The following is a 21,251-nucleotide window of genomic DNA, read 5'->3' on the forward strand; positions in this document are numbered from 1 at the left end:
CCCTTACTTCTGGTATTACGCTATTCGCCAAAGGCGTTTTTTAGCCATTGGATGTCGTTTCCGGTGAAGGCTACCACATCGAAACGGCAATCCACAGTCTCAAAGCTCCCATTCTGTCGGCAGAGCCACAAACGGGCGGCTTTAAGCAGTCGTTGTTGTTTTTGCGGGGTGACGCTGGCTGCCGCGTCACCGTACTGGGCGCTCCGGCGGTAGCGCACCTCGACAAAAACGGTGACGGTGCCGTCGCGCATGATGAGGTCAATTTCGCCGCCACGCTCGCGGGCATTGGCGGCGATAAAACGCAGGCCCTGGCCTTCCAGCCAGCGGCGAGCCTGGTTTTCCCAGGCATCGCCAGTCTGTTTGCTTAGCTGGCCGGAACGATTTTTCCCTGCTGGTATTTGAGCCATGACAGTTTCCTGTTAATCACACAATCCTGGGTGGCCGTCAGATCGCCGGTATTCCCGTTCAGCTCGAAGCCCGGCGTTTGGCGCATTTGCGTGAAGTGGTTCGCCAGTGACCAGGCGTCAGCGCCCATGGCATACAGGCGCGCCAGCGAGTAGTCATTACGTACAGCGGACAGCGCCTGCTGCATCAGCGCCGGGTTGCTGCCGGCCAGCATCGGGATTTCACTATACTGCAGGCCTTCCATCTCCAGACGGAAATCCGGCCCTGCGGTGCCCTGAGCGCTGCGTGAGCTGGCGTACAGGGTGACATTGTTTTGACTACCGTTGCGCATAGCGATCATGGGTTTGATATAGGCAATCTGTTCCGGGGTGGCGAGGATATAGGCGGCGTCTACGCTGCCGCCGCTGCTCACCGGCATCTCATCCGCACCGCCGAGGGAACTGTTCTGGGCCGAAGGCAGGGTGGAGACCGGCGTGCCGCTCAGCGCAATGCCCCCTCCGCCGTTGACGCCGGCGCGCAGCTCAGCCGTGGAGCCAAAGCGCTGCTGCAGGACGCTGGCGCCGCCCAGCTTCAGCCATTCGTCGGCAAAAGCGCTAACCACGCGATCGCCCAGCGCACCGCGCGGAACCAGCAGCAGCGGCGTCTGTTTGCCCTGTTGGTGGATATGTCGGGCGGCGTCACGCGCTTCGTCTTCCGGAGAAAGGGCGAAATAGCAGATGTTAGCGCGGCTTTCGACTTTTTCCGGCTGGTTGAGGGCCAGCACGTTGAGCGGCGTGTTGCTCTTAATCACATCATCCACGTTCTCTTTCAGCAGCGGTCCGACGACTAAAGTGGCGCCGTCCTGCTGAGCCTGGGCAAGCAACTGACTGATGGGCTGGCTGGTGGTGTCGTAAATTTTTAGTTCCGCAGAGGGGTTGGCGGCGGTGGCGACCACGGGTTGAGGCTGCGCGGTCGGGGCGGTGACCGGCTGGGTGGCCGGGGAAGCGGTGGTCTGCGGCGTGGCGGCCGCTGCCGGCGCCTGGGCTGCAGGTTCCGCGGCAGGCGCCGCCTGGTCTTGTGCCGGCGCCTGCACCGGTTCAGCGCGGCTTCCGGTGGCGGTAAGATCGCTGATTTCTGCCTGCGACGGACTCACCACGTCATCATTCCCGGAGACATTCGCCGCCTGGGCAACCTGCGCGGGAACGGCGCTACCCGTCACCGACGGCGCACCATTTTTGGCGGCTTCAAAGCCCTGCTGGATAGTGCGGCCGAAGATCGACGCCTGGCCGTTCAGCGGCAGAAAAAGCGCAATCTTGTTGGTGGACGCGGGCTTATAGTTTTGCATGTTCACCAGCGCCGTCGGCAGCATTTTTGCGCCCGGGTTTTGCGGATAGCGCGTCTGCCAGTCTTTAACGCCCGCCTTCAGCAGCGTCGGATCGTTGCGATTGTCAAACCACATCCGCTGCAGATCCAGCCAGCCCTGGAGGGTATTTTCATCGGCATTGATCACCAGCGCATTGGCCTGATCCTGGGTCATCGAGGTGAGCGCTTGCCAGGTCGCGTCAATGTTTTGCTGGCGTTGTTTGGCATCACTCAGCAGCGGCTGCTGGGCGATTAACGCACGCAGTAACGTAACTGATGGCTTACCCTGGCTGGCATCAATTTGTGCCTGCCAGTAGCGCGCCTGCTGGGGTTGATCCAGGCTTGCCGGGTCGAGTTTTGCCAGCAGAGTACGAGCGCCCTGATAGTCGTTTTGCGCCAGCTTCACTTCCACTGCCAGCAGCGACTGTTCGCGGGCCTGGGTGCTGTTCAGGTTCGACGGCAACTGGTTGTACAGGTCGATGGCCTGTTGTTTCTTCCCTTCCTGCAGCAGTGCACGAATGGCGAGTAATTGCCAGTTGGTCTTGCTATCATTCGTGCTTTGCTGCATCTGCTGTAGGTAGAAACTGGAGTTGGCCTGCGATGTACCCTGCATAAACGCCGTGCTTTGATCCTGCGTGTGGGTGCCGCAGCCAGCAAAAAGAAGCGTCGCCAGCAATACGGGCAGACAGCGCGCGGGCTTAGAACGAAGAAATGTTGACGGTACCATAAGTGTCCAGTGATATTTTTTTGGCTCAATGCTCAATATTAAATCGGCAATACGGACGAGACAATGAAACAACACGAATCAGCGGATAATTCTCAGGGGCAGCTCTATATTGTGCCCACTCCGATAGGGAATCTGTCTGATATCACGCAGCGCGCACTGGAAGTGTTGCAAGCTGTTGATTTAATTGCTGCGGAAGATACCCGCCACACCGGTTTGCTGCTGCAACATTTTGCGATTAACGCCCGCTTATTTGCGCTTCATGACCATAACGAGCAGCAAAAGGCGGAAACCCTTCTTGCTAAACTGAAGGCAGGCCAAAACATTGCGCTGGTCTCCGATGCCGGCACGCCGCTGATTAATGACCCTGGCTACCATCTGGTGCGCACCTGCCGCGAAGCGAATATTCGCGTCGTACCGCTGCCGGGCCCCTGCGCGGCCATCGCCGCCCTGAGCGCCGCCGGTCTGCCTTCCGACCGTTTCTGCTATGAAGGCTTCCTGCCGGCGAAATCGAAAGGCCGCCGCGATACCCTGAAGGCGCTGGAAGAAGAGCCGCGCACTATTATCTTCTATGAGTCGACGCACCGCCTGGTGGAGAGTCTGGAAGATATCTGCGCAGTACTGGGGGAATCCCGCTACGTGGTGCTGGCCCGCGAGCTGACCAAAACCTGGGAATCGATCCACGGCGCGCCGATCGGCGAGCTGGTGGCCTGGGTGAAGGAAGACGAAAACCGTCGTAAAGGCGAGATGGTACTGATCGTCGAAGGCTTCAAGGCCCAGGAAGAGGCGCTGCCGGCGGCCGCGCTGCGTACCCTGGCGCTGCTGCAAGCAGAGCTGCCGCTGAAGAAAGCCGCTGCGCTGGCCGCGGAGATCCACGGCGTGAAGAAAAATGCGTTGTATAAGTACGCCCTGGAGCAGCAGGGGGAGTAAGCGATGAGCCGTTACCAACCGCCGTTTAGCATCACACCCACGGTTCTCAACCTTGTCGTTGAGATTGGGGAATTGCTTGGGCATTGGTCGGCGAAACGTGGACAAACATCGCCGTTGCTGCGTAAAGAAAACCGCATTCGTACTATTCAGGCGTCACTCGCGATTGAACATAATAGCCTGAGCATGGAACAGGTAACGGCGCTGCTGGAAGGCAAACGGGTTCTCGCGCCGGCTAAGGATATTCAGGAAGTGAGAAATGCCATTCGTGCTTATGAATTAATGCCCGGATGGCATGCGGCAAATATTAGCGATCTTCTGACGGCGCATAAAACGCTGATGACAGGGCTGGTTGATCGTCCCGGCGCTTTACGTGGCGGAAACGTCGGCATTTATCGCGGTACGCAGGTGGTACACATGGCTCCGCCTGCTGCCCAGGTCCCAAGATTGATCGCTGATTTACTCAGCTGGCTGGAACACACCGAGCTTCATCCTTTGATTGCCAGTTCAGTTTTCCACTATGAGTTTGAGTTCATTCACCCTTTCGCTGATGGCAATGGTCGGATGGGGCGTTTGTGGCAGACGTTGATTCTAAGCCAGTGGCGTCAGGAATTGGCCTGGCTGCCCGTTGAAACGCTGATCCACCATCAGCAAGAACGCTATTACGACATTTTAGGTGTTTGTGACAAAACCAGTGATTGCACGCTATTCGTGACCTGGATGTTGCAAAATATCCTGGCGACGCTGAAAGAAGGTCTGGAGACTTCATGCGTCGTGTCGGAAGAAATGTCGGAAGAAATGTCGGAAGAAATCGACGTTAAAGTAGCCCCACCGGAAAACGCAATTTTGCGTTTGCTAACCGGAAACCCGGAATTGACAGCGAGAGCGCTGGCGGAGATCTTGGGGATATCAGCACGTACGGTTGAGCGCCATCTGCAAGGGCTACAGGCGAAAGGGAGATTGATTCGCATAGGCGCTAAAAAAGGTGGAAGCTGGCTGGTTAAGTAGAACCAGCCGCCATGATGTTCCACTCAGCGTGCAATCACACTATCTTCAGTTCCACCTTTTTGCTGCTTAACGCTGCACGGTCATTTTCGCTAATGCCGTCATCGGTGATTACGCAGTCTATCTTTTCCATCGGCAGTACCTGGTTAAAGCCCCGGCGATTAAATTTACTGGCGTCGAGCACGGCGATAACCTGATGTGCGGCGGCGGCCATCACGCTGCTGATGGAGTAGCCTTCATTAAAGGTGGTGATGCCGTTGGTGGCGTCGATACCGTCGGCGCCGACAAACATCAAATCGGCGCAAATTCCCTGCAGCGAACGTTCGGCAATTGTGCCGTGCATCGAATGCGTTTTGTGCCGCACGGTCCCGCCGCATACCACCAGGGTGATGTCTTTATTTTCCGCCAGGGTAAACGCGGCGGGCAGGCTGTTGGTGATGACGGTGATATTGGTCATCCGCACCAGCGCCTCGGCAATCAGCAGGGTTGTGCTGCCGCTATCGAGGATCACCGTCATACCTTCACGGATCATTGCCGCGGCGGCCTGGGCGATGCGCTTTTTGGGATCGCTGGCAAGCTGATAACGATCTTCCAGTACCACTTCCTGATTTTCGGCGTCGGTCAGGTCGCTGCCCGCACGGGCGGCGCCGCCGTGAAAACGGGTTAACAGCCCTTTCTCTTCCAGTAAGCGGAGATCGGCGCGAATCGTTACCTCAGAGATGCCAAAGAGATTCGAAAGGTCTAGAACCAATACGCTGCCCTGCGTATTCACCATATCGACGATTTTGTTCCTTCGTTCAAATGAGTTCATCTTGATTTGCCTGATAATTAACTCATCTCAGTGTAATCGAAGGGTAACGAAAGTTGAACGATAATTTTCGAAAGGTTGCATGAGCCAGCCCTCAGGGCTGGCTCATGCAGTCAGGAGAGTTTGAGCAGGATTTTACCCTGCATCGGTGCGCCGTTTAGCGCCTGGACTTCACGCGCAAAGCTCTCCACGTCACCGCGGTGGGCTATTAGCGGTGCCAGCTGCAGGCGTTTTTCTGTCAGCAGGCGGGTGGCCGTTTGCCACTCTTCTCCCGGCCATGGACCAGAGTAATTCATCCAGCTACCGACAATATTCAACTCTTTACGCAGGATCTGCCCGAAGGTGGCGGCCGGGAGGGTTAAATCGTGATGGAGCGTGCCGACCAGCGCCAGCTGCGCCCGCGGCCCGGCGGCTTCAATCGCTAATGCGACGGTCTGCGGCGTACCGGCGGTCTCGAGGACTAACTGGTCGAACTGAATGGCTTCCAGCGCCTGCTGAATCGCCTGGCCGCTCATCTCGCGGCTGTTGAACACACGGGTTGCGCCAAGGGTTTTGGCCAGTTCCAGTTTCTGCGGATTGATATCGATCGCCGTGACGCTGTTGGCGCCCAGTTCGCGGGCGCACTGTAATGCCAGCAGGCCAATGGTGCCCGCACCGATAATAATCACGTTTTTACCTTCGCAACCCTGCGCCAGGTGGAAGGCGTGGAGGCCAACGGTTATCGGCTCGATAAACGCGCCGTCATCAATCGGCATCTGATCCGGCAGGCGGAACAGATTGGCGCGCTTCACCACCACATATTCGGCGTTGCCGCCTTCGCTGCGTGAGCCGACAAACTGATACTGTTTACATAAAGAGAAATACTCGCGCTGGCACTGTGGGCACTGAAAGCAGGGCAGCAGTGGCACGCAGGCGACGGCATCGCCGGGCTGCAGATCGGTTACCGCCGCGCCGTAGGATTCCACATAGCCGCTGAATTCGTGCCCCAGCGTAATAGGGTAGTAATGCGCGCCTTTGGCGAAAATGCGCGGGATGTCGGAGCCGCATAATCCGGAACTGACCACTTTGACCAGGACATCGTTTTCCGTTTGCAGCGTAGGGATAGGGCGTTCTTCAACGCAGACGTTCCCCTCAGCATGGATTACCACTGATTTCATAACATTCTCCAGCTATAAGATTGAGGGGAGCGACCGCTCCCCTTTAGATCAAGACATGCCTGTACTTTGTTGTGGGGCAGCGCTTTTTTCTGCTTTTTCCACCGCGATGAAGCGACGGGCACGACGCCAGGTCAGCAGAACGCCAGTCAGATAGATAATGCCGATGACCGCGAAGCCCACCACATTCTGCCAGGTAAAAAGCTGGATCAGCAGCCAGGTAATCGGTGAACCGCCCTGGTCCATTGAGGCCACCATACCGCCGGCTTTCAGGGCCCCGGCGTTTGCCGCCAGCTGGGTGTGCAGGCCTATGGTCTGGGTGGCGATCCATAGGGTGATACCCATAATGATGACCCCGGAAATCAACGTGCGGAATAGGTTCCCTTGATGTACCGCGACTGCCATCGCCACGAAGAAGCCGATGGTGGCCAGGTCGCCAAATGGCAGGACCTGGTTGCCAGGAACCACGACGGCGATAAGAATGGTCAGCGGGATGAAGATCAGGCTGGCGGAGACCACCGAGGTATGACCGAGTAGCAGCGCCGGGTCGAGACCAATCAGGAACTCCTGGCCGCCGAATTTGGCCTGCAGACGTTTACGCGCCTGTTTGGCTATCGGCGTGAGGCCATCCATAATCGGTTTGATCACCCGTGGCATCAGCAGCATCACCGCTGCGGTTTTCACCGCCAGCTGGAGAATGCTCTTCAGGTCGTAACCCGCCAGCGCGCCAATCACAAGGCCCATGACGAAGCCAACGGTAACCGGTTCACCGAAGGGACCGAAGCGTTTCTGGATATCATCGGCGCTAAAGTGAATACGGTTAAGACCGGGGATCTTGTCGATGATGGTATCGACAAGCACGGCAACCGGCCCTAAATACGCCGAACTGCCGTGCGGGATCGCAATACCCTCGAGGCCAAAGAAATCGCGGGTATCTTTGGCAAACCAGTCGCCCAGCTTATACACAAAGGCGGCATGCACTACCACGCCGAGAATACCTATCCAGTACGATCCGGTAGCGATATGCAGCATCGCGCCGGTAAAGGTCATATGCCAGATGTTCCAGATATCGACATTCACTACGCGGGTCATACGGGTAACCAGCATCACGATATTAACCACGATGGCCACCGGGATCGCCACCAGGGCGATTTGCGACGCCCAGGTCATCGGTGATGAACCCGGCCAACCGATATCGATCACGTGAAGATTAATCTGGAAATGCTCCGCCATCGCCTTTGCCGCCGGGCCGATGGAGTCGAGCATCAGGCCAATGACCAGCCCGATACCGACGAAACCGATCCCGATATGCAGACCAGATTTGAAACAATCCCCGAGCTTCATCCCCAGTAACTTGGAGAAAATAATGATCACGATCGGCAGCATCACCGTCGGACCGAGATCGAGGATATAACGCATGATTTCGCTAAACATGGCGTTTACTCCGCGAGGATGCCGAGGATTTTCTGTTGTAAGGCTTCAATGCCGACGCCCGAAACGAATGGCATGCCGTGCACCACCGGAATGTCGCCAAAGGTCCGCTCCACGCGCGCGGTGGTGCAGATCAGGTCCGCCCCGTCCATGTAGGTTTCGATTTCATTGACCCGGCACTGCACCAAATCCAGTTCAATATTGTGGTCTGCACACAGCTCTTTAATCTCTTCAGCCGCCATCGTGGAGGTGGCGACGGCACCGCCGCAGGCGACGATAACTTTACGTTTCATAGGGTACCCCTTTTATTATCAGTATCTTATGAAGCCACGGCGTTAAGCTCAGGCTCAAGGATAAATTGCTGGAACCGCACCGGCAGCTGATCGTCGGAAGCGGCGAGCAGTGCCTCCAGCGTGTGCGGATTTTGTAGCTCACTAAATAACCGGCGCAGTAGCTTCAGCTGTGCCGCCGGGTTTTCAACAATCAGCGCGATGATGAGCGAAACGTCGATTTCGCCGTCGTCATCAGCGCGCTGAAAAGGAACCGGCGCATCCGGACGAATCAGGTAAATGGCCGGCGATTTGGCGTGGACGGCTTCACAGTGCGGGATAGCGACAGCATGCTGCTCCAGGGCGATGCCGGTGGGAAAAGTCGCTTCGCGTTCGAGCAGGGCGGCGGGATAGCTGTCGTGTACGACGCCTCGCGCCAGCATCTCTGCGCCAATGTGTTCCAGCGCCTGCTGGCTGGAACTGAAATGAATGCCGGTACGAACAAACAGTTGACTCATATATCCTCTTAACTTCAGGCGATTTCAGAAGAACAGCCGTAGCGGTAGGCACGCAGAACATCCTGGATTTTGTCGAGGATCAGCGCGTGCGGCTCGGCGTTCAGTGCATTCAGCGACAGTCGTTCAAACTGCACCGGCATATACTGGCTGATAAGCCCCAGCGGCAGCTTAGCGTCGGTCAGATTAGCGATAAGTTTCTCAACGCTCTGGCGAATACGCGGATGCGGCCAGTAATAACGGATACGGTCGGAAAGGCTGAAGTGGATATCGACCATCGCCTGGCTCCAGGTGGGGCGATAGTATTTTTTCCAGTAGCCGGGTTCGTTAAGCATCACTTCGTCGATCACCTCCATCACGCGACTGCGAGACTCCGGGGCGATCAGCTCATTTTCCATTTGGGCGAGGGCAAAGATGGCTTCACGCAGGGCAAAGGTGAGCGCCGGGCCAACTTTCAGAATGGCGAAGTGGTCGCGGACCAGCGCACGATAAGCCTGGCGGGTTTGGTAGTCGGTGGAGTGCGCTTCGTAGACCATCGGGGTGCTTTCGATCCAGGCGGAAAGCGCTTTCGCTTCCTGCGGCTGGTAATGAATGATTTGCGTATGGTCGAACTCCACCCCAGGCTGCACGACGATAGCGATAACTCGCTCCAGCGCAGCGTCGAGTCCCAGCTTACGGAAAGCAGCCTCATGGGTTTCGAGTGTCGCCGCGGCATCCTGCGCTCGGGTGACATGTACGCTGCCGATGGTGCAGGCCTCGCCGCCGGGCACCGGGACTTCGGTCCCGATGACGTAGGTCAGGTGGCGCTTTTGCTCAGCGCTGGCAGTCTCTTCAGCAGCCTGACACAGGCGCGCGGCGCGCTCAGCAACCACACCAGGATCCAACGGCACCGGATCGTCAGCACAGGACATTGACGCATCGAGATGGATTTTGCTAAAGCCGGCCGCGACGTAGGCCTTGATGAGGTCGACAGATTTTTCCATCGCCACGGCGGCCGGTTCGTCTTGCCAACAGTTCGGGCCCAGATGATCGCCGCCAAGAATAATACGTTCAGCCGGGAAACCGACGGTACGGGCTATGTTGTAGACGAAGTCGCGGAAATCGGCCGGCTGCATGCCGGTGTAGCCGCCAAACTGATTCACCTGGTTGGATGTCGCTTCGATCAGCACTTTATTGTTGGTTGGTAGATCGAAACGTAACGCCGCTTCGATAACCAGCGGATGCGCTGAACACACTGAACAGATGCCGATATGTTCGCCGGACTTGTGGCGAGAGATAATGTCTTTCATTTACAACCTCCGTTTTCTTTCGAATATATTCGTTATGTTTTGTTTTGGTCGCAAATGGCTTTGTTTTGAATTGTGATCTGTATCGATAAATAGTGATGTAACGCAGTGAAAGGTGTCGTCTTTCGAGACAAAAACGCCCTGACCAGGAAGGCAGGGCGTTTTTAATTGATTGAAAATTAACTAAATAGTCGGGAGAGCCAGCTGCGTTTCGTTTTGACGGCTTCCTGAGAGACCTGCTGCGGCTGGGCGGCAATTTCGCCGAGACCGGCGTTAAAAGCGTCGCCAATGGCTTTTAACGCCTGCTGCGCATCGTTGCCGCTGGCCATAAAGTGCAGACGATGACCCTGTTTGGCACCCAGCGATACGACGCGCATCAGATTTTTGGCATCAACAATCGCGGACCGCGTATCCAGGTTTTCGACCTGGATTTGCGATCGCCACTGCTTGACGGCTTTCACCAGCACCGCGCTGGGGCGGGCATGAAGACCGTGCGGATTGCGCAGGGTAAAGGTGGCCTCTTCGTCAAAATGCGGCGCGGGTTGTGGTTCTTCGCCTGCCAGCATAGGGATATCGCCAGCGAGAATTTCCAGCACCGCCAGAGGGTTATCGGCGCGCGTCAGCGCCTCAGGCACCCGATCGTCGCCCAGAGCATGGGTGAGTTGGCGCAAAATATCGAGATGCTCGTTGTCCTGAGCCGCAATACCGACAATCAGATAGGCGGTTTGCTCCTCACCCCAGTCAATCCCCTGCGGACAAGCCAGCACCTTAACGCCCGTTTTGAGCACTGCGTCGCGACTGTGCGGCGTGCCGTGGGGAATGGCGATGCCGTTGCCCAGATAGGTGCTGATTTGCTCCTCGCGCTCGCGCATGCCTTGCAGATAGGCTGCTTGCGTATGTCCGGCCTGAGTCAGGGCTGCAACGACACGCTGTAGCGCCTCGTCCTTCGTTTTGACCTGACGATCGAAACAAATATCGGCAGAAGTCAGTTGCATAGCGTGCTCCTTATTTCATGGCGCCAGCAAGAGCTGTCGCTTTGTCAGTGCGTTTTTGCCACAGCCGCCAGCATCCCAGCATAAGTGCGCCGCAGGCGGAACCGGCGAGAATGCACAGCACCCACATCAACGGTTTGCTGACCAGCGGCAGAATTAAGAAGCCGCCGTGCGGTGCCGGAACCTGAATATGCAGGCTGTAGCTGAGTACCGCAGAAATTGAGGAGGCGATCATCATCATCGGGATCACCCGCAGTGGATCCTTGGCGGCGAAGGGAATTGCACCTTCGGTAATGTGCGTGCAGCCGAGGATATAGTTGACCATCCCGGCGGCGCGCTCTTCATCGCTAAAGCCTTTCGGAAAGAACGTGGTCGCCAGGGCGATGACCAGCGGCGGCGTGATGCAGGCGGCAGACACACCGGCCATAAAGAAATAGTTACCTTGCCCCAGCAGCAGCGTACCGGTGACATAGGCCGCTTTGTTGACTGGCCCGCCGAAGTCGAAGGAACACATTGCGCCGACCACGATCCCCAGCAGGATGGGGTTGGCTTCCTGCAGAGAGCTGAGCCAGTTCATCATGCCATTGTTGATCGCTGCCACTGGCTGGCCGAGCAGGACCATCATCACGCCAATCACCAGGACGCCGATCAGCGGCATAATGAAGATCGACTTCAGCCCTTCGTACTGGCGCGGCAGACCGTCCAGCAGATGACGGATCAGCAGCATAAAATACCCGGCGGCAAAACCGGCGATGATCCCACCGAGGAACCCGGCGCCGGTGGCGTTCGCCAGCAGGCCGCCGACAAAACCGGCAACCATACCCGGGCGGCCAGATATCGACCAGGCAATGTAGGCGGTAAACACCGGTACCATGATCGAGAACGCCTGCTGACCGACTTTCATCAGGGTGGCGGCAATCACGTTATACTGCGGTGAATTCGGATCGGCGGAGTAGATGCCCCACAGGAAAGAAACGGCGATTAAGATCCCGCCGGCGACAACGAACGGCAGCATGTTGGAAACGCCGCTCATCAGATGTTTGTAAATCTGTCGGCCGAACGATTCTCGCTCATATTTCTCAGCGGGATCCGTCGTCGCGGAGAGTCCCTGGCGACGCTGCGCCTGACCGTTAACAACTTTATTAATTAATTCCGCCGGATGGTGAATGGCTTCTTTAACCGGCACCTCAATAACCGGTAATCCATTAAAACGTTCGGCATTAACATCTTTATCGGCAGCGATAATCACGCCATAAATATCCGTCAGGTCTTCCGGCGTAATGGCATTTTCTACGCCGGAAGCGCCATTGGTTTCGACTTTTATTTCAACGTTTAATTTTCTCGCTGCGGTTTTTAAGGCCTCTTCAGCCATAAATGTATGAGCAATACCTGTAGGGCAGCCGGTAACGGCAATAATTTTTTTCATAATCGGACCTTTATAATTGGACGATCTGAAGTTGTTGTAATAATTCTTGCGTACGGTTTAATTTGCCAAGCCCGGCGGAGGCGGCAACATCGGCGCCGGTGGCGCTGGCCAGCGCCAGCGCCTGAGGAATATCGCCTGCGTTAAGCCATCGGCTGAGGAACGCGCCCAGCGCGGCATCGCCGGCGCAGGCCGAGCTGACCAGTTCGATTTTCGGTGCCGAGCAGAACCACAGTTGCTCGCCGTTCGAAAAATAGAGCCCTTGTGCGCCAAGGGTCAGCAGAACATTGCGAGCCCCAAGCTGGTGGAGCGTTTGCATTGCTTCGCGTACCCGCTGGGGGCTGCTGACATCCAGACCAAAGATCTCTTTCAGCTCGTCGTCATTGGGTTTAATCAATAGCGGATGCCACTCCAACAGCTGGCGCAGCACCGGGTGGCTGATATCTAAGATGACTTCACACCCTTTTTGCTGACACAGCACCAGAATCTCGCTATAGAACCGGCTCTCTATTCCCGGTGGCAGACTGCCGCTGATAACTAAATAATCACCAGGCGTGACGCACTGTAAATGATGAAGAATTTGTTCTTTCCCTTCATCGTTAATCCGCGCGCCGGGATTTACCAGTTTATATTCATCTCTGCCGTCGTTAATAAAGATATTAATACGGGTGGGTTCAGCGACCCATGCCGGCGTGACGTTAATATGTTGTTTGCGTAGTTCCTCAACGATATAGCGGCCGGTAAAACCGCCGAATATGCCCATAACATGGGTTGGCTGCTGGTAATGATGTAATACCAGCGAGACGTTAACCCCTTTACCATTCGGGCAATATTCCGTCTGCCGGGTGCGGTTGACTGCCGCCGGCTGGAGCGGATCGCAAAAGATATTCATATCAATCGCGGTGTTCAGTGTCAGGGTGTGGATCACGACAAGGCTCCTTCGATCCGCTGATTACAGTTGTCCTTCGCAGCCACAGACGTGAATGACTTTGCGAACGACCTCTTTCATTGCCGCTTTCGCCGGTTTCATATAGTGACGAGGATCGTTGGCGCCCGGATTTTCCAGGAAGTAGGCTTTCAGTGCATCCGAGAAGGCGATTTTAAGTTCGGTGGCGACGTTGACTTTGCATACGCCCAGAGAAATGGCGTGGCGAATATCACTATCCGGCAGGCCGGAAGCGCCGTGCAGAACCAGTGGAACATCAACGCAGTCGCGAATAGCCGCCAGGCGCTCAAAATCAAGCTTCGGTTCGGCGGTGTAAAGACCGTGAGCGGTACCGATGGCGACGGCCAGCGAATCAATACCGGTACGAGCGACAAATTCACGGGCCTGTTCGGGGTTGGTATAGAGCGCATCTTTAGCATCGACCACCAGATCGTCTTCGACTCCGCCCAGACGGCCCAGCTCGGCTTCTACGCTGGCATCATAGCGGTGGCTCAACTCCACCACGCTTTTTACCAGTGCCACATTTTCCTCGAACGGTGAGTGAGAGCCATCGATCATGACCGAGCGGATCCCTGCCTGGACTTTGCGCGTGATATCAGCCAGATCCTCGTGATGATCGAGGTGCAGGGCGAGCGGGAGATCCCACTTTTTCGCCAGATCGCGGGCGATCGCCACCACGTTGCCGGTGCCGGCATAGCTGTAGGTACCGGGCGTGCCGGCAAGGATCAGGGGGGAGCTTAGCTCAGCCGCCGTTTCAACGACGACCTGCATGGTTTCGAGGTTATGGATATTGAAAGCCGGCACGGCATAACCTTGTCGTTGAGCTTTTAACAGCATGTTTTTACTGGAAATGATGTACATTTTAGCCCTCTATTTTCAAGTTGTAAGTTATTGGTATGAAATAACCTTCAATTTGAAAGTAATGTAACGATCGTCTCGACTTTTAGGTGTGATCCACCGCACACAATGATGAATTGATTTTTAAAATGAAAGTTAATAATATTTTTAATGTTTCTTTTTTAAAGTTTTCGTCGGGGAGGTGTGTTTTTGTAACTATATGATTATTATTGATTATTTTATTTATGGTGGAGTGGGTATACAGCCTCGGTTTGACATTGCAACAGGGAAATTTAAAAATGAAAGTTATTCCAGGAGAAAATAATAAGGCATAAACCGTGGCAAAACCGTCAACCAGCCTGCTGAAAAGGCGCTTGGACATCGCAGAGATCGTTCGTAAGAACGGCGAGATCAAAGTCGACGATCTGGCCGAAATGCTGGCTGTTTCCGGAGTGACAATCCGTAACGATCTCAACTACCTCGAGCAGCAAGGCTACTTGAAACGCTCCTTCGGCGGGGCGATTTATACCGCCCAGGCTGGCGCGCCGGTTGCGGTGACCCGGGAAGCGCCAGCCGTCAGGGATAAAGCGCTGGAGACGGAAATGGCTCGCCAGGTGGCGGCGCAGATAGAAGATGGCGAAACGCTGTTTTTAGGCCAAGGTTCCATTTTGCGTAAAGTGATCCCCTTTCTGGCCAACAGAGAAGACCTTTGCCTGCTGTTAAACGATCTGGGCCATGTCGCGCTGGCGCAGGAGTTTTTAAATGGGGAAACCGTTCTGCTTGGTGGGGTGCTGTCCGGGCAGGGGCGGATTGTGGAGGGCGATCTGGCGCTGAAAGCGTTAGGTCATTACCGGCCATCACATGCGCTGATTGCGGTGGATCATATTGCCGAAGACGGTACGCTGAGCGTGCGTAACGAGGCCACAGCACATCTACTGAATGAGGCTGTGGCGCAGAGCGAAAGAGTTATCGCGATTGTTGCGTCCAGACCGGTCTACGGTGAGAAACGTTATGCTGTCGGTGAATTGCAACAGATCAGCAGCGTGGTGACCCCGCAGGTCGTCGCGGCAGAGTACCATGCCTGCTTCCTCGCTGCGGGTTTGACCAACAGCTATACCAACAATGAATGCCTGACATGGCTCAACACGGCTTTGCATAAGACAAACCAGGAGCGGTGATGAACGTAACCATTTGCACCATCGGCGAACTGTTGGTGGAGTTTCTCGCCAAGGAAGAGAATCAGGGTTTTTCCCGCCCCGGTGAATTTTGGGGGCCCTATCCCAGCGGGGCGCCGGCAATCTTTGCCGATCAGGTGGCAAAGCTGGGTTTTGGCTCCGTGTTGTTTAGCTGCGTGGGCAACGACGCATTTGGCGAGATGAATATTGCGCGTCTGGAGAAAGATGGCGTTAACGTCAACGGTATCGCCATGCTGCAGAAAGCGACCACCGGTAGCGCCTTCGTCAGCTATCGTAGTCAGGCGCAGCGCGATTTTATTTTTAACATGCCCAATAGCGCCTGCGGTTTACTGACCGCCGACCACATTGATGAGGCGCTGCTCAACCGGTGTCAGCATTTTCACATTATGGGATCGTCGTTGTTCTCGTTCCGTATTATCGATGCGATGCGTAAAGCGATTGAAAATATAAAAGGCCGCAACGGGACGGTGTCGTTCGACCCCAATATTCGCAAAGAGATGCTTAACATCCCGGAGATGTCGCAGGCGTTTGAATATATCCTCGACTACACCGATATCTTCCTGCCGAGCGACGGCGAGCTGGATTACTTTGGCCTCAATCCGGAGCGCAATGAGCAGGTCCTGGTTGATAAGCTACTGAAACGCGGCGTGAAGCATGTGGTGATTAAACGCGGGCCGCGTGGCGCCAGCTATTTTAGCGCCAACGAGACACACCATGTCGCCGGCTTCAACGTGCCAGTGGTGGATCCGACAGGCGCCGGGGACTGCTTTGGCGCCACCTTTGTCAGCCTGTTCCTCAATGGCGCTACGCCACAGGAGGCGCTGAGATGGGCAAATGCCAGCGGCTCGCTGGCGATTAGCCAGCGTGGACCGATGGAAGGCACCTCGACGCAGGCGCAGATCAGCGCTTTTCTTGCCGCACAGCATCCCTAACCAACAAGCCCGGATAAATCCGGGCTAAAAGTGGTTAAATTCTTACGCTCTCGATCAGGTCACCGGCGCCGGGTTAAACACCGCCAGCTGGTTGTGCAAGCCCCATTGATCGGAGAAGGTTTTCTTGCGTCCGCTGGCGACATCGAGAATAAATTCGAACAGCTTCCGCCCGACATCCTCAATCGTCTCTTCGCCAGTGGCGATGGTCCCGGCGTTAATATCCATTAAGTCATACCAGCGGTTGGCCAGCTCGGTCCGGGTCGCCATTTTTATTACGGGTACCGCCATCAGGCCATACGGCGTGCCGCGGCCGGTGGTGAACACCTGCACGGTGATGCCAGAGGCGACCTGCTGGGTGCCGCAGACAAAATCGCTGGCGGGGGTAGCGGCATAAATCAGGCCGCGTTTGGTCGGGCGCTGGCCTGGAGAGAGCACCTCGACGATGGCGCTTTTACCTGATTTAGCAATAGAACCCAGCGCTTTTTCCACCACGTTGGCCAGGCCGCCTTTTTTGTTGCCGGGGGAGGGGTTGGCGCTGCGGTCGGTTTTGCCCATGTCGAGATAGTTATCGTACCAGGCCATCTCTTCCAGCAGGCGTTTGCCGACCTCTTCGTTAATCGCCCGCGGGGTTAACAGATGGATGGCGTCGCGGACTTCGGTTACTTCCGAGAACATCACCGTCGCACCGCAGCGCACCAGCAGGTCGGATGCATAACCCACCGCCGGGTTGGCGGTCACGCCGGAGAAGGCGTCGCTGCCGCCGCACTGCATCCCGACCACCAGCTCAGAGGCCGGGCAGGTTTCCCGCTGGCGCTGGTTCAGTTTCGCCAGGTGGCGCTCGGCGATCTGCAGAATATCATCGACCATCGATTTAAAACCAACATGCTTTTCATCCTGCAGGCTGACGATGCTGGCGCTGTCCACCGGGATACTTTGGACGTCTTCCGTGCCCTGCAGCAGGCGTTCCGGTTGCAGCTTTTCACAGCCGAGGCCAATAACCATCACCTCGCCGCCGAAGTTCGGGTTGAGAGCGATATTGTGGATGGTGCGAATCGGCACTACCGCCGCTGGGGCGTTGATCGCCACGCCGCAGCCGTAGAGATGATTCAGGCCCACCACGCCATCGACGTTGGGATAGTTCGGCAGCAGGTCGCGCTCAATGATTTTCACCACATAATCGACCACGCCGGCGACACAGTGCACGCTGGTAGTGATGCCCAGCAGGTTCTTGGTGCCCACGCTGCCATCGGCATTGCGGTAGCCTTCAAAGGTATAGCCTTCCAGCGGCGGTAGCGGTTCAGGCACTTTGGTCGCCAGCGGCAGGGTGTTCAACGGCGGGGCGGTAGGCAGTTCCACCAGCGATTCGTCAATCCAGCTTCCCTGTGGGATGTCGCGCACGGCGAAGCCAATCACTTCCCCGTAGCGGATGATTTCACCGCGGGCAGGGATATCCACCAGGGCTACTTTATGACCCTGTGGGATGTGTTCGACGAGCGTCAGGCCGTCCGGGAAACGTGTTCCGGCGGTCAATCCCCGATCGTTAACAATAATCGCCACGTTATCTGTCGGGTCAACTTTAATATAAAACGCGGTTGGCGATTGTTGTCGAATTGCAATGTCAGCCATTGTCCAGTCATCTCCAAACAGGTGCTAAAAAAAGAATGAAATGGTCATTCTGGTGCTGTAGAAAAGAATAATGAAATAAAGAATGTCAGGAGTAATGGCTTTAAAATGTGATCTGTGTCACCCCTCTCTGCGACGACGCTCACGCACTGACAGGCAATCATGAGAACTGTGGATTAGCGCCCATGACTTGTGGCATTTGCCTAACTAAAGCGTCAGATAAGATGTTTATATTGTGATTATGCATGGTGTCTGGCGATGGCAGGCTGATTATACTGTGTCATGTTTTTGAGGTAGCCGATAGGCAATAAGAGAGCGTTGATATCGTCTATTTAACAAATAAAGAACCCGATTAAAAAATAATAAAAGGTGTTCTGTGTTTGATGAATATCTTCATGATCCTGGATGGGATGAGAAACAAGGAATACCAACTCGCTATTTTATTCTGCTGATTATATTTATGGTTCGCGAGATTAAACGCCTGGAATTGCAGAAGTAAGCAACGATTAACGCAAGGTAAACATCATGGATAACGCAATTTTCCCGAACAAATTTAAGGCCGCGCTGGCGGCTCATCAGGTGCAGATTGGCTGCTGGTGCGCGCTGGCTAACCCGATCAGTACCGAGGTGCTGGGTCTGGCCGGTTTCGACTGGTTGGTGCTGGACGCGGAACACGCGCCGAACGACGTGACCACGCTTATCCCACAGCTGATGGCGCTGAAGGGCAGCCCCAGCGCCCAGGTGGTACGCGTGCCGACCAATGAGCCGATCATTATCAAGCGCATGCTGGACATCGGCTTCTACAACTTCCTGGTGCCGTTCGTCGAGACAGCTGAGCAGGCGGCACAGGCGGTGGCGTCGACCCGCTATCCGCCGGAAGGGATCCGCGGGGTTTCCGTTTCCCATCGCGGCAATATGTTCGGTACCGTGGCGGACTACTTCGCCCAGTCCAATAAGAACATTTCCATTCTGGTGCAGATTGAGAGTCAGACCGGGGTGGACAACGTCGAGGCGATTGCCGCGACCGACGGCGTCGACGGCCTGTTCGTCGGCCCGAGCGACCTGGCCGCGGCCTTAGGTCATCTGGGCAATGCCGCCCATCCTGAGGTACAGCGCGCCATTCAGCATATCTTCGCCAGCGCGAAGAAGCACGGTAAGCCAAGCGGTATTCTGGCGCCAGTGGAAGCCGATGCGCGCCGCTATCTGGAATGGGGCGCGACTTTCGTCGCCGTCGGCAGCGATCTGGGCGTCTTCCGCTCAGCAACCCAGAAACTTGCTGATGCGTTTAAAAAATAATCACCAGGATGAAGAGAGAGAACATTATGACAATCAAAGTGGGTTTTATCGGTCTTGGCATTATGGGCAAACCGATGAGCAAAAATTTGCTGAAAGCCGGTTATTCGCTGGTGGTGTCGGACCGTAACCCGGAAGCGATTGCCGATGTGATTGCCGCGGGTGCTGAGACCGCGACGACGGCGAAGGCGATTGCCGAGCAATGTGACGTGATCATTACCATGCTGCCAAACTCTCCGCATGTTAAAGAGGTGGCACTGGGTGAAAACGGCATTATCGAAGGCGCAAAGCCGGGCACTGTGGTGATTGATATGAGCTCTATCGCGCCGCTGGCGAGCCGGGAAATCAGCGAAGCGCTGAAGGCCAAAGGTATTGATATGCTGGATGCGCCGGTGAGCGGTGGCGAACCGAAAGCCATCGACGGCACCCTGTCGGTGATGGTCGGCGGCGATAAGGCGATCTTTGATAAATACTACGATCTGATGAAAGCGATGGCGGGCTCCGTGGTGCATACCGGCGACATCGGCGCGGGCAACGTCACTAAACTGGCAAACCAGGTGATTGTCGCCCTGAACATCGCAGCGATGTCTGAAGCGCTGACTCTCGCGACCAAAGCTGGCGTCAATCCGGATCTGGTATATCAGGCGATCCGTGGCGGCCTGGCGGGCAGTACCGTGCTGGATGCCAAAGCGCCGATGGTGATGGATCGTAACTTCAAGCCGGGCTTCCGTATCGACCTGCATATTAAAGATCTGGCCAATGCGTTGGATACCTCACACGGCGTGGGCGCCCAGCTGCCGCTGACGGCGGCGGTAATGGAGATGATGCAGGCGCTGCGTGCGGACGGACTGGGCACCGCGGACCATAGCGCGCTGGCGTGCTATTACGAAAAACTGGCGAAAGTGGAAGTCACTCGCTAACAAGAAGGGCGCCCAACGCGCCCTGTTATTCTTGCCTTGCGCGGCACTGTCAGGCTACAAACTTATGAAAATCGTCATTGCCCCAGACTCTTATAAAGAAAGCCTGTCTGCCGCCGAGGTAGCGCAGGCGATAGAAAAAGGATTCCGTGAAATTTTCCCCGACGCGCAGTATGTTTCCATGCCCGTCGCCGACGGCGGCGAGGGAACGGTGGAGGCGATGATTGCCGCGACGCAGGGAACGGAACATTCCGCATGGGTGACGGGCCCGCTGGGCGAGAAAGTAGAGGCCTGCTGGGGCATGTCCGGCGATGGCGTCACCGCGTTTATTGAGATGGCGGCAGCCAGCGGTCTGGGACTCGTTCCGCCCGAAAAACGCAACCCTCTCATCACCACTTCACGCGGTACCGGTGAGCTGATATTACAGGCGCTGGCGCATGGCGCGAAGCGGATCATTATCGGCATCGGCGGCAGCGCGACCAACGACGGTGGGGCGGGCATGATGCAGGCGTTAGGCGCCCGCCTTTGCGACGCCGAGGGGCAGGAGATCGGCCATGGCGGCGGCAGTTTGAGCCGTCTGAGCCGGATCGATCTTTCCGCCATCGATCCACGCTTACGCGACGGGATGATCCGCGTGGCCTGCGACGTCACTAACCCGCTGGTGGGCGAGCGCGGCGCGTCGCGGATCTTTGGCCCGCAGAAAGGGGCGACCGAGACGATGATCGTTGAGCTGGATCGTAATCTGGGGCATTACGCCGATGTCATTAAGGCCTTGCTGCAAGTGGACGTTAAGGCGATCCCCGGCGCGGGGGCGGCAGGCGGCATGGGTGCCGCGCTGATGGCCTTGCTTAATGCGGAATTGCGTAGCGGCATTGATATCGTCACCGAGGCGTTGAATCTGGAGGAGCAAATCCTCGACTGCTCATTGGTGGTCACCGGAGAAGGGCGGATCGATAGCCAGTCCATTCACGGTAAGGTGCCGGTGGGGGTAGCCCGGGTGGCGAAAAAATATCGCAAGCCGGTGATCGGTATAGCCGGCAGCCTGACCCACGACGTCGGCGTGGTTCACCATCACGGCATCGATGCTGTTTTCAGCGTGTTAACCACAGTTTCGACGCTGGAAGAGGCATTTCGCGGGGCGTTTGATAACATTTACCGCGCGTCGCGCAATATCGCCGCCACCCTGCAGGTTGGGATGACGACAGAGGGATGACAACGGGCGGTAAA

19 protein-coding genes and 1 pseudogene are annotated in these 21,251 nt (G+C 56.3%); 7 read left to right on the forward strand and 13 right to left on the reverse strand.

Annotation, left to right across the window (positions count from 1 at the left end):
• Positions 1-20: 20 nt before the first annotated feature.
• Both CWM53_RS14265 and CWM53_RS14270 read right to left on the reverse strand, forming a co-directional pair.
• A complete protein-coding gene (locus tag CWM53_RS14265; protein WP_074387504.1) occupies positions 21-407 on the reverse strand; it encodes a YraN family protein in 387 nt (128 codons plus the stop codon).
• On the reverse strand, positions 365-2,473 hold the full coding sequence (locus tag CWM53_RS14270) for a penicillin-binding protein activator (RefSeq protein WP_100631964.1): 2,109 nt from the start codon (positions 2,471-2,473) through the stop codon (positions 365-367). Before CWM53_RS14270 ends, CWM53_RS14265 begins: the two co-directional genes overlap by 43 nt.
• A gap of 63 nt (positions 2,474-2,536) precedes the next feature.
• Here CWM53_RS14270 and rsmI point away from each other — a divergent pair, with 63 nt between their 5' ends.
• Together rsmI and CWM53_RS14280 are read left to right on the forward strand one after the other, a co-directional pair.
• Positions 2,537-3,400: a 16S rRNA (cytidine(1402)-2'-O)-methyltransferase gene (gene rsmI / locus CWM53_RS14275; protein ID WP_074387506.1), complete on the forward strand. Its 864-nt coding sequence runs from the start codon at positions 2,537-2,539 to the stop codon at positions 3,398-3,400.
• 114 nt (positions 3,401-3,514) lie between these two features.
• Positions 3,515-4,405: a Fic family protein gene (locus CWM53_RS14280; protein WP_165784223.1), complete on the forward strand. Its 891-nt coding sequence runs from the start codon at positions 3,515-3,517 to the stop codon at positions 4,403-4,405.
• A 34-nt stretch (positions 4,406-4,439) separates the two neighbouring features.
• On the opposite strand, the gene CWM53_RS14285 is transcribed toward CWM53_RS14280, so the two are convergent.
• The 10 genes from CWM53_RS14285 to CWM53_RS14330 form a co-directional block, all read right to left on the reverse strand.
• A complete protein-coding gene (locus CWM53_RS14285; protein WP_004206153.1) occupies positions 4,440-5,213 on the reverse strand; it encodes a DeoR/GlpR family DNA-binding transcription regulator in 774 nt (257 codons plus the stop codon).
• A 110-nt stretch (positions 5,214-5,323) separates the two neighbouring features.
• Positions 5,324-6,367 carry a galactitol-1-phosphate 5-dehydrogenase gene (gene gatD / locus CWM53_RS14290; RefSeq protein ID WP_074387508.1) on the reverse strand — a complete coding sequence of 348 codons (1,044 nt, stop codon included), beginning with the start codon at positions 6,365-6,367 and terminating at the stop codon, positions 5,324-5,326.
• Between the two features lie 48 nt (positions 6,368-6,415).
• A complete protein-coding gene (locus CWM53_RS14295; protein WP_008806609.1) occupies positions 6,416-7,798 on the reverse strand; it encodes a galactitol-specific PTS transporter subunit IIC in 1,383 nt (460 codons plus the stop codon).
• A gap of 5 nt (positions 7,799-7,803) precedes the next feature.
• Entirely contained in the window at positions 7,804-8,088 is a 285-nt protein-coding gene (gene gatB / locus CWM53_RS14300) for a PTS galactitol transporter subunit IIB (protein ID WP_002918119.1), read from the reverse strand.
• Positions 8,089-8,114: 26 nt separating this feature from the next.
• On the reverse strand, positions 8,115-8,582 hold the full coding sequence (gatA, locus tag CWM53_RS14305; protein ID WP_008806608.1) for a PTS galactitol transporter subunit IIA: 468 nt from the start codon (positions 8,580-8,582) through the stop codon (positions 8,115-8,117).
• A gap of 14 nt (positions 8,583-8,596) precedes the next feature.
• Complete coding sequence (gene gatZ, locus CWM53_RS14310; RefSeq protein ID WP_100730025.1) at positions 8,597-9,868, reverse strand: tagatose-bisphosphate aldolase subunit GatZ; 1,272 nt, start codon at positions 9,866-9,868, stop codon at positions 8,597-8,599.
• A 176-nt stretch (positions 9,869-10,044) separates the two neighbouring features.
• Positions 10,045-10,860 (reverse strand): HPr family phosphocarrier protein, encoded by an 816-nt coding sequence (locus CWM53_RS14315; RefSeq protein WP_074387509.1) that lies wholly within the window; start codon positions 10,858-10,860, stop codon positions 10,045-10,047.
• Between the two features lie 10 nt (positions 10,861-10,870).
• Positions 10,871-12,283: a PTS fructose transporter subunit IIC gene (locus CWM53_RS14320; RefSeq protein ID WP_074387510.1), complete on the reverse strand. Its 1,413-nt coding sequence runs from the start codon at positions 12,281-12,283 to the stop codon at positions 10,871-10,873.
• Between the two features lie 10 nt (positions 12,284-12,293).
• On the reverse strand, positions 12,294-13,208 hold the full coding sequence (gene pfkB / locus CWM53_RS14325) for a 1-phosphofructokinase (protein WP_049157120.1): 915 nt from the start codon (positions 13,206-13,208) through the stop codon (positions 12,294-12,296).
• Between the two features lie 24 nt (positions 13,209-13,232).
• Positions 13,233-14,087: a tagatose bisphosphate family class II aldolase gene (locus tag CWM53_RS14330; protein WP_100730024.1), complete on the reverse strand. Its 855-nt coding sequence runs from the start codon at positions 14,085-14,087 to the stop codon at positions 13,233-13,235.
• 350 nt (positions 14,088-14,437) lie between these two features.
• On the opposite strand from CWM53_RS14330, the gene CWM53_RS14340 reads away from it, so the two are divergent.
• Both CWM53_RS14340 and CWM53_RS14345 read left to right on the forward strand, forming a co-directional pair.
• The gene (locus CWM53_RS14340) at positions 14,438-15,241 is read left to right on the forward strand and encodes a DeoR/GlpR family DNA-binding transcription regulator (RefSeq protein ID WP_165785083.1); all 804 of its coding nucleotides are present in this window, start codon (positions 14,438-14,440) and stop codon (positions 15,239-15,241) included.
• On the forward strand, positions 15,241-16,191 hold the full coding sequence (locus CWM53_RS14345) for a sugar kinase (protein WP_074387514.1): 951 nt from the start codon (positions 15,241-15,243) through the stop codon (positions 16,189-16,191). Before CWM53_RS14340 ends, CWM53_RS14345 begins: the two co-directional genes overlap by 1 nt.
• Before the next feature lie 54 nt (positions 16,192-16,245).
• Here the strand turns inward: CWM53_RS14345 and garD are convergent, their stop codons facing one another.
• A complete protein-coding gene (gene garD / locus CWM53_RS14350) occupies positions 16,246-17,817 on the reverse strand; it encodes a galactarate dehydratase (protein ID WP_074387515.1) in 1,572 nt (523 codons plus the stop codon).
• Positions 17,818-18,339: 522 nt separating this feature from the next.
• Here garD and garL point away from each other — a divergent pair.
• From garL to garK, 3 genes and pseudogenes are all read left to right on the forward strand, one after another.
• A pseudogene (garL, locus tag CWM53_RS14355) lies at positions 18,340-19,237 on the forward strand (2-dehydro-3-deoxyglucarate aldolase).
• Positions 19,137-20,027, forward strand: a complete 891-nt coding sequence (garR, locus tag CWM53_RS14360) for a 2-hydroxy-3-oxopropionate reductase (RefSeq protein ID WP_061153220.1) — start codon at positions 19,137-19,139, stop codon at positions 20,025-20,027. The pseudogene garL and the gene garR overlap by 101 nt, the downstream one beginning before the upstream one ends.
• A gap of 64 nt (positions 20,028-20,091) precedes the next feature.
• Complete coding sequence (gene garK, locus CWM53_RS14365; protein WP_074387517.1) at positions 20,092-21,237, forward strand: glycerate 2-kinase; 1,146 nt, start codon at positions 20,092-20,094, stop codon at positions 21,235-21,237.
• Positions 21,238-21,251 lie beyond the last annotated feature (14 nt).

The sequence above is a fragment of the Klebsiella sp. A-Nf5 genome, assembly GCF_002810545.1.
In the GTDB taxonomy this organism is placed as follows: domain Bacteria; phylum Pseudomonadota; class Gammaproteobacteria; order Enterobacterales; family Enterobacteriaceae; genus Klebsiella; species Klebsiella variicola.

Excerpts from the sequence above, each read along its gene's own strand:
- CWM53_RS14265 (WP_074387504.1), bottom strand. The coding sequence starts at position 407 with ATGGCTCAAATACCAGCAGGGAAAAATCGTTCCGGCCAGCTAAGCAAA.
- CWM53_RS14270 (WP_100631964.1), bottom strand. The coding sequence starts at position 2,473 with ATGGTACCGTCAACATTTCTTCGTTCTAAGCCCGCGCGCTGTCTGCCC.
- rsmI (WP_074387506.1), top strand. The coding sequence starts at position 2,537 with ATGAAACAACACGAATCAGCGGATAATTCTCAGGGGCAGCTCTATATT.
- CWM53_RS14285 (WP_004206153.1), bottom strand. The coding sequence starts at position 5,213 with ATGAACTCATTTGAACGAAGGAACAAAATCGTCGATATGGTGAATACG.
- gatD (WP_074387508.1), bottom strand. The coding sequence starts at position 6,367 with ATGAAATCAGTGGTAATCCATGCTGAGGGGAACGTCTGCGTTGAAGAA.
- CWM53_RS14295 (WP_008806609.1), bottom strand. The coding sequence starts at position 7,798 with ATGTTTAGCGAAATCATGCGTTATATCCTCGATCTCGGTCCGACGGTG.
- gatB (WP_002918119.1), bottom strand. The coding sequence starts at position 8,088 with ATGAAACGTAAAGTTATCGTCGCCTGCGGCGGTGCCGTCGCCACCTCC.
- gatA (WP_008806608.1), bottom strand. The coding sequence starts at position 8,582 with ATGAGTCAACTGTTTGTTCGTACCGGCATTCATTTCAGTTCCAGCCAG.
- gatZ (WP_100730025.1), bottom strand. The coding sequence starts at position 9,868 with ATGAAAGACATTATCTCTCGCCACAAGTCCGGCGAACATATCGGCATC.
- CWM53_RS14315 (WP_074387509.1), bottom strand. The coding sequence starts at position 10,860 with ATGCAACTGACTTCTGCCGATATTTGTTTCGATCGTCAGGTCAAAACG.
- CWM53_RS14320 (WP_074387510.1), bottom strand. The coding sequence starts at position 12,283 with ATGAAAAAAATTATTGCCGTTACCGGCTGCCCTACAGGTATTGCTCAT.
- CWM53_RS14330 (WP_100730024.1), bottom strand. The coding sequence starts at position 14,087 with ATGTACATCATTTCCAGTAAAAACATGCTGTTAAAAGCTCAACGACAA.
- CWM53_RS14345 (WP_074387514.1), top strand. The coding sequence starts at position 15,241 with ATGAACGTAACCATTTGCACCATCGGCGAACTGTTGGTGGAGTTTCTC.
- garD (WP_074387515.1), bottom strand. The coding sequence starts at position 17,817 with ATGGCTGACATTGCAATTCGACAACAATCGCCAACCGCGTTTTATATT.
- garR (WP_061153220.1), top strand. The coding sequence starts at position 19,137 with ATGACAATCAAAGTGGGTTTTATCGGTCTTGGCATTATGGGCAAACCG.
- garK (WP_074387517.1), top strand. The coding sequence starts at position 20,092 with ATGAAAATCGTCATTGCCCCAGACTCTTATAAAGAAAGCCTGTCTGCC.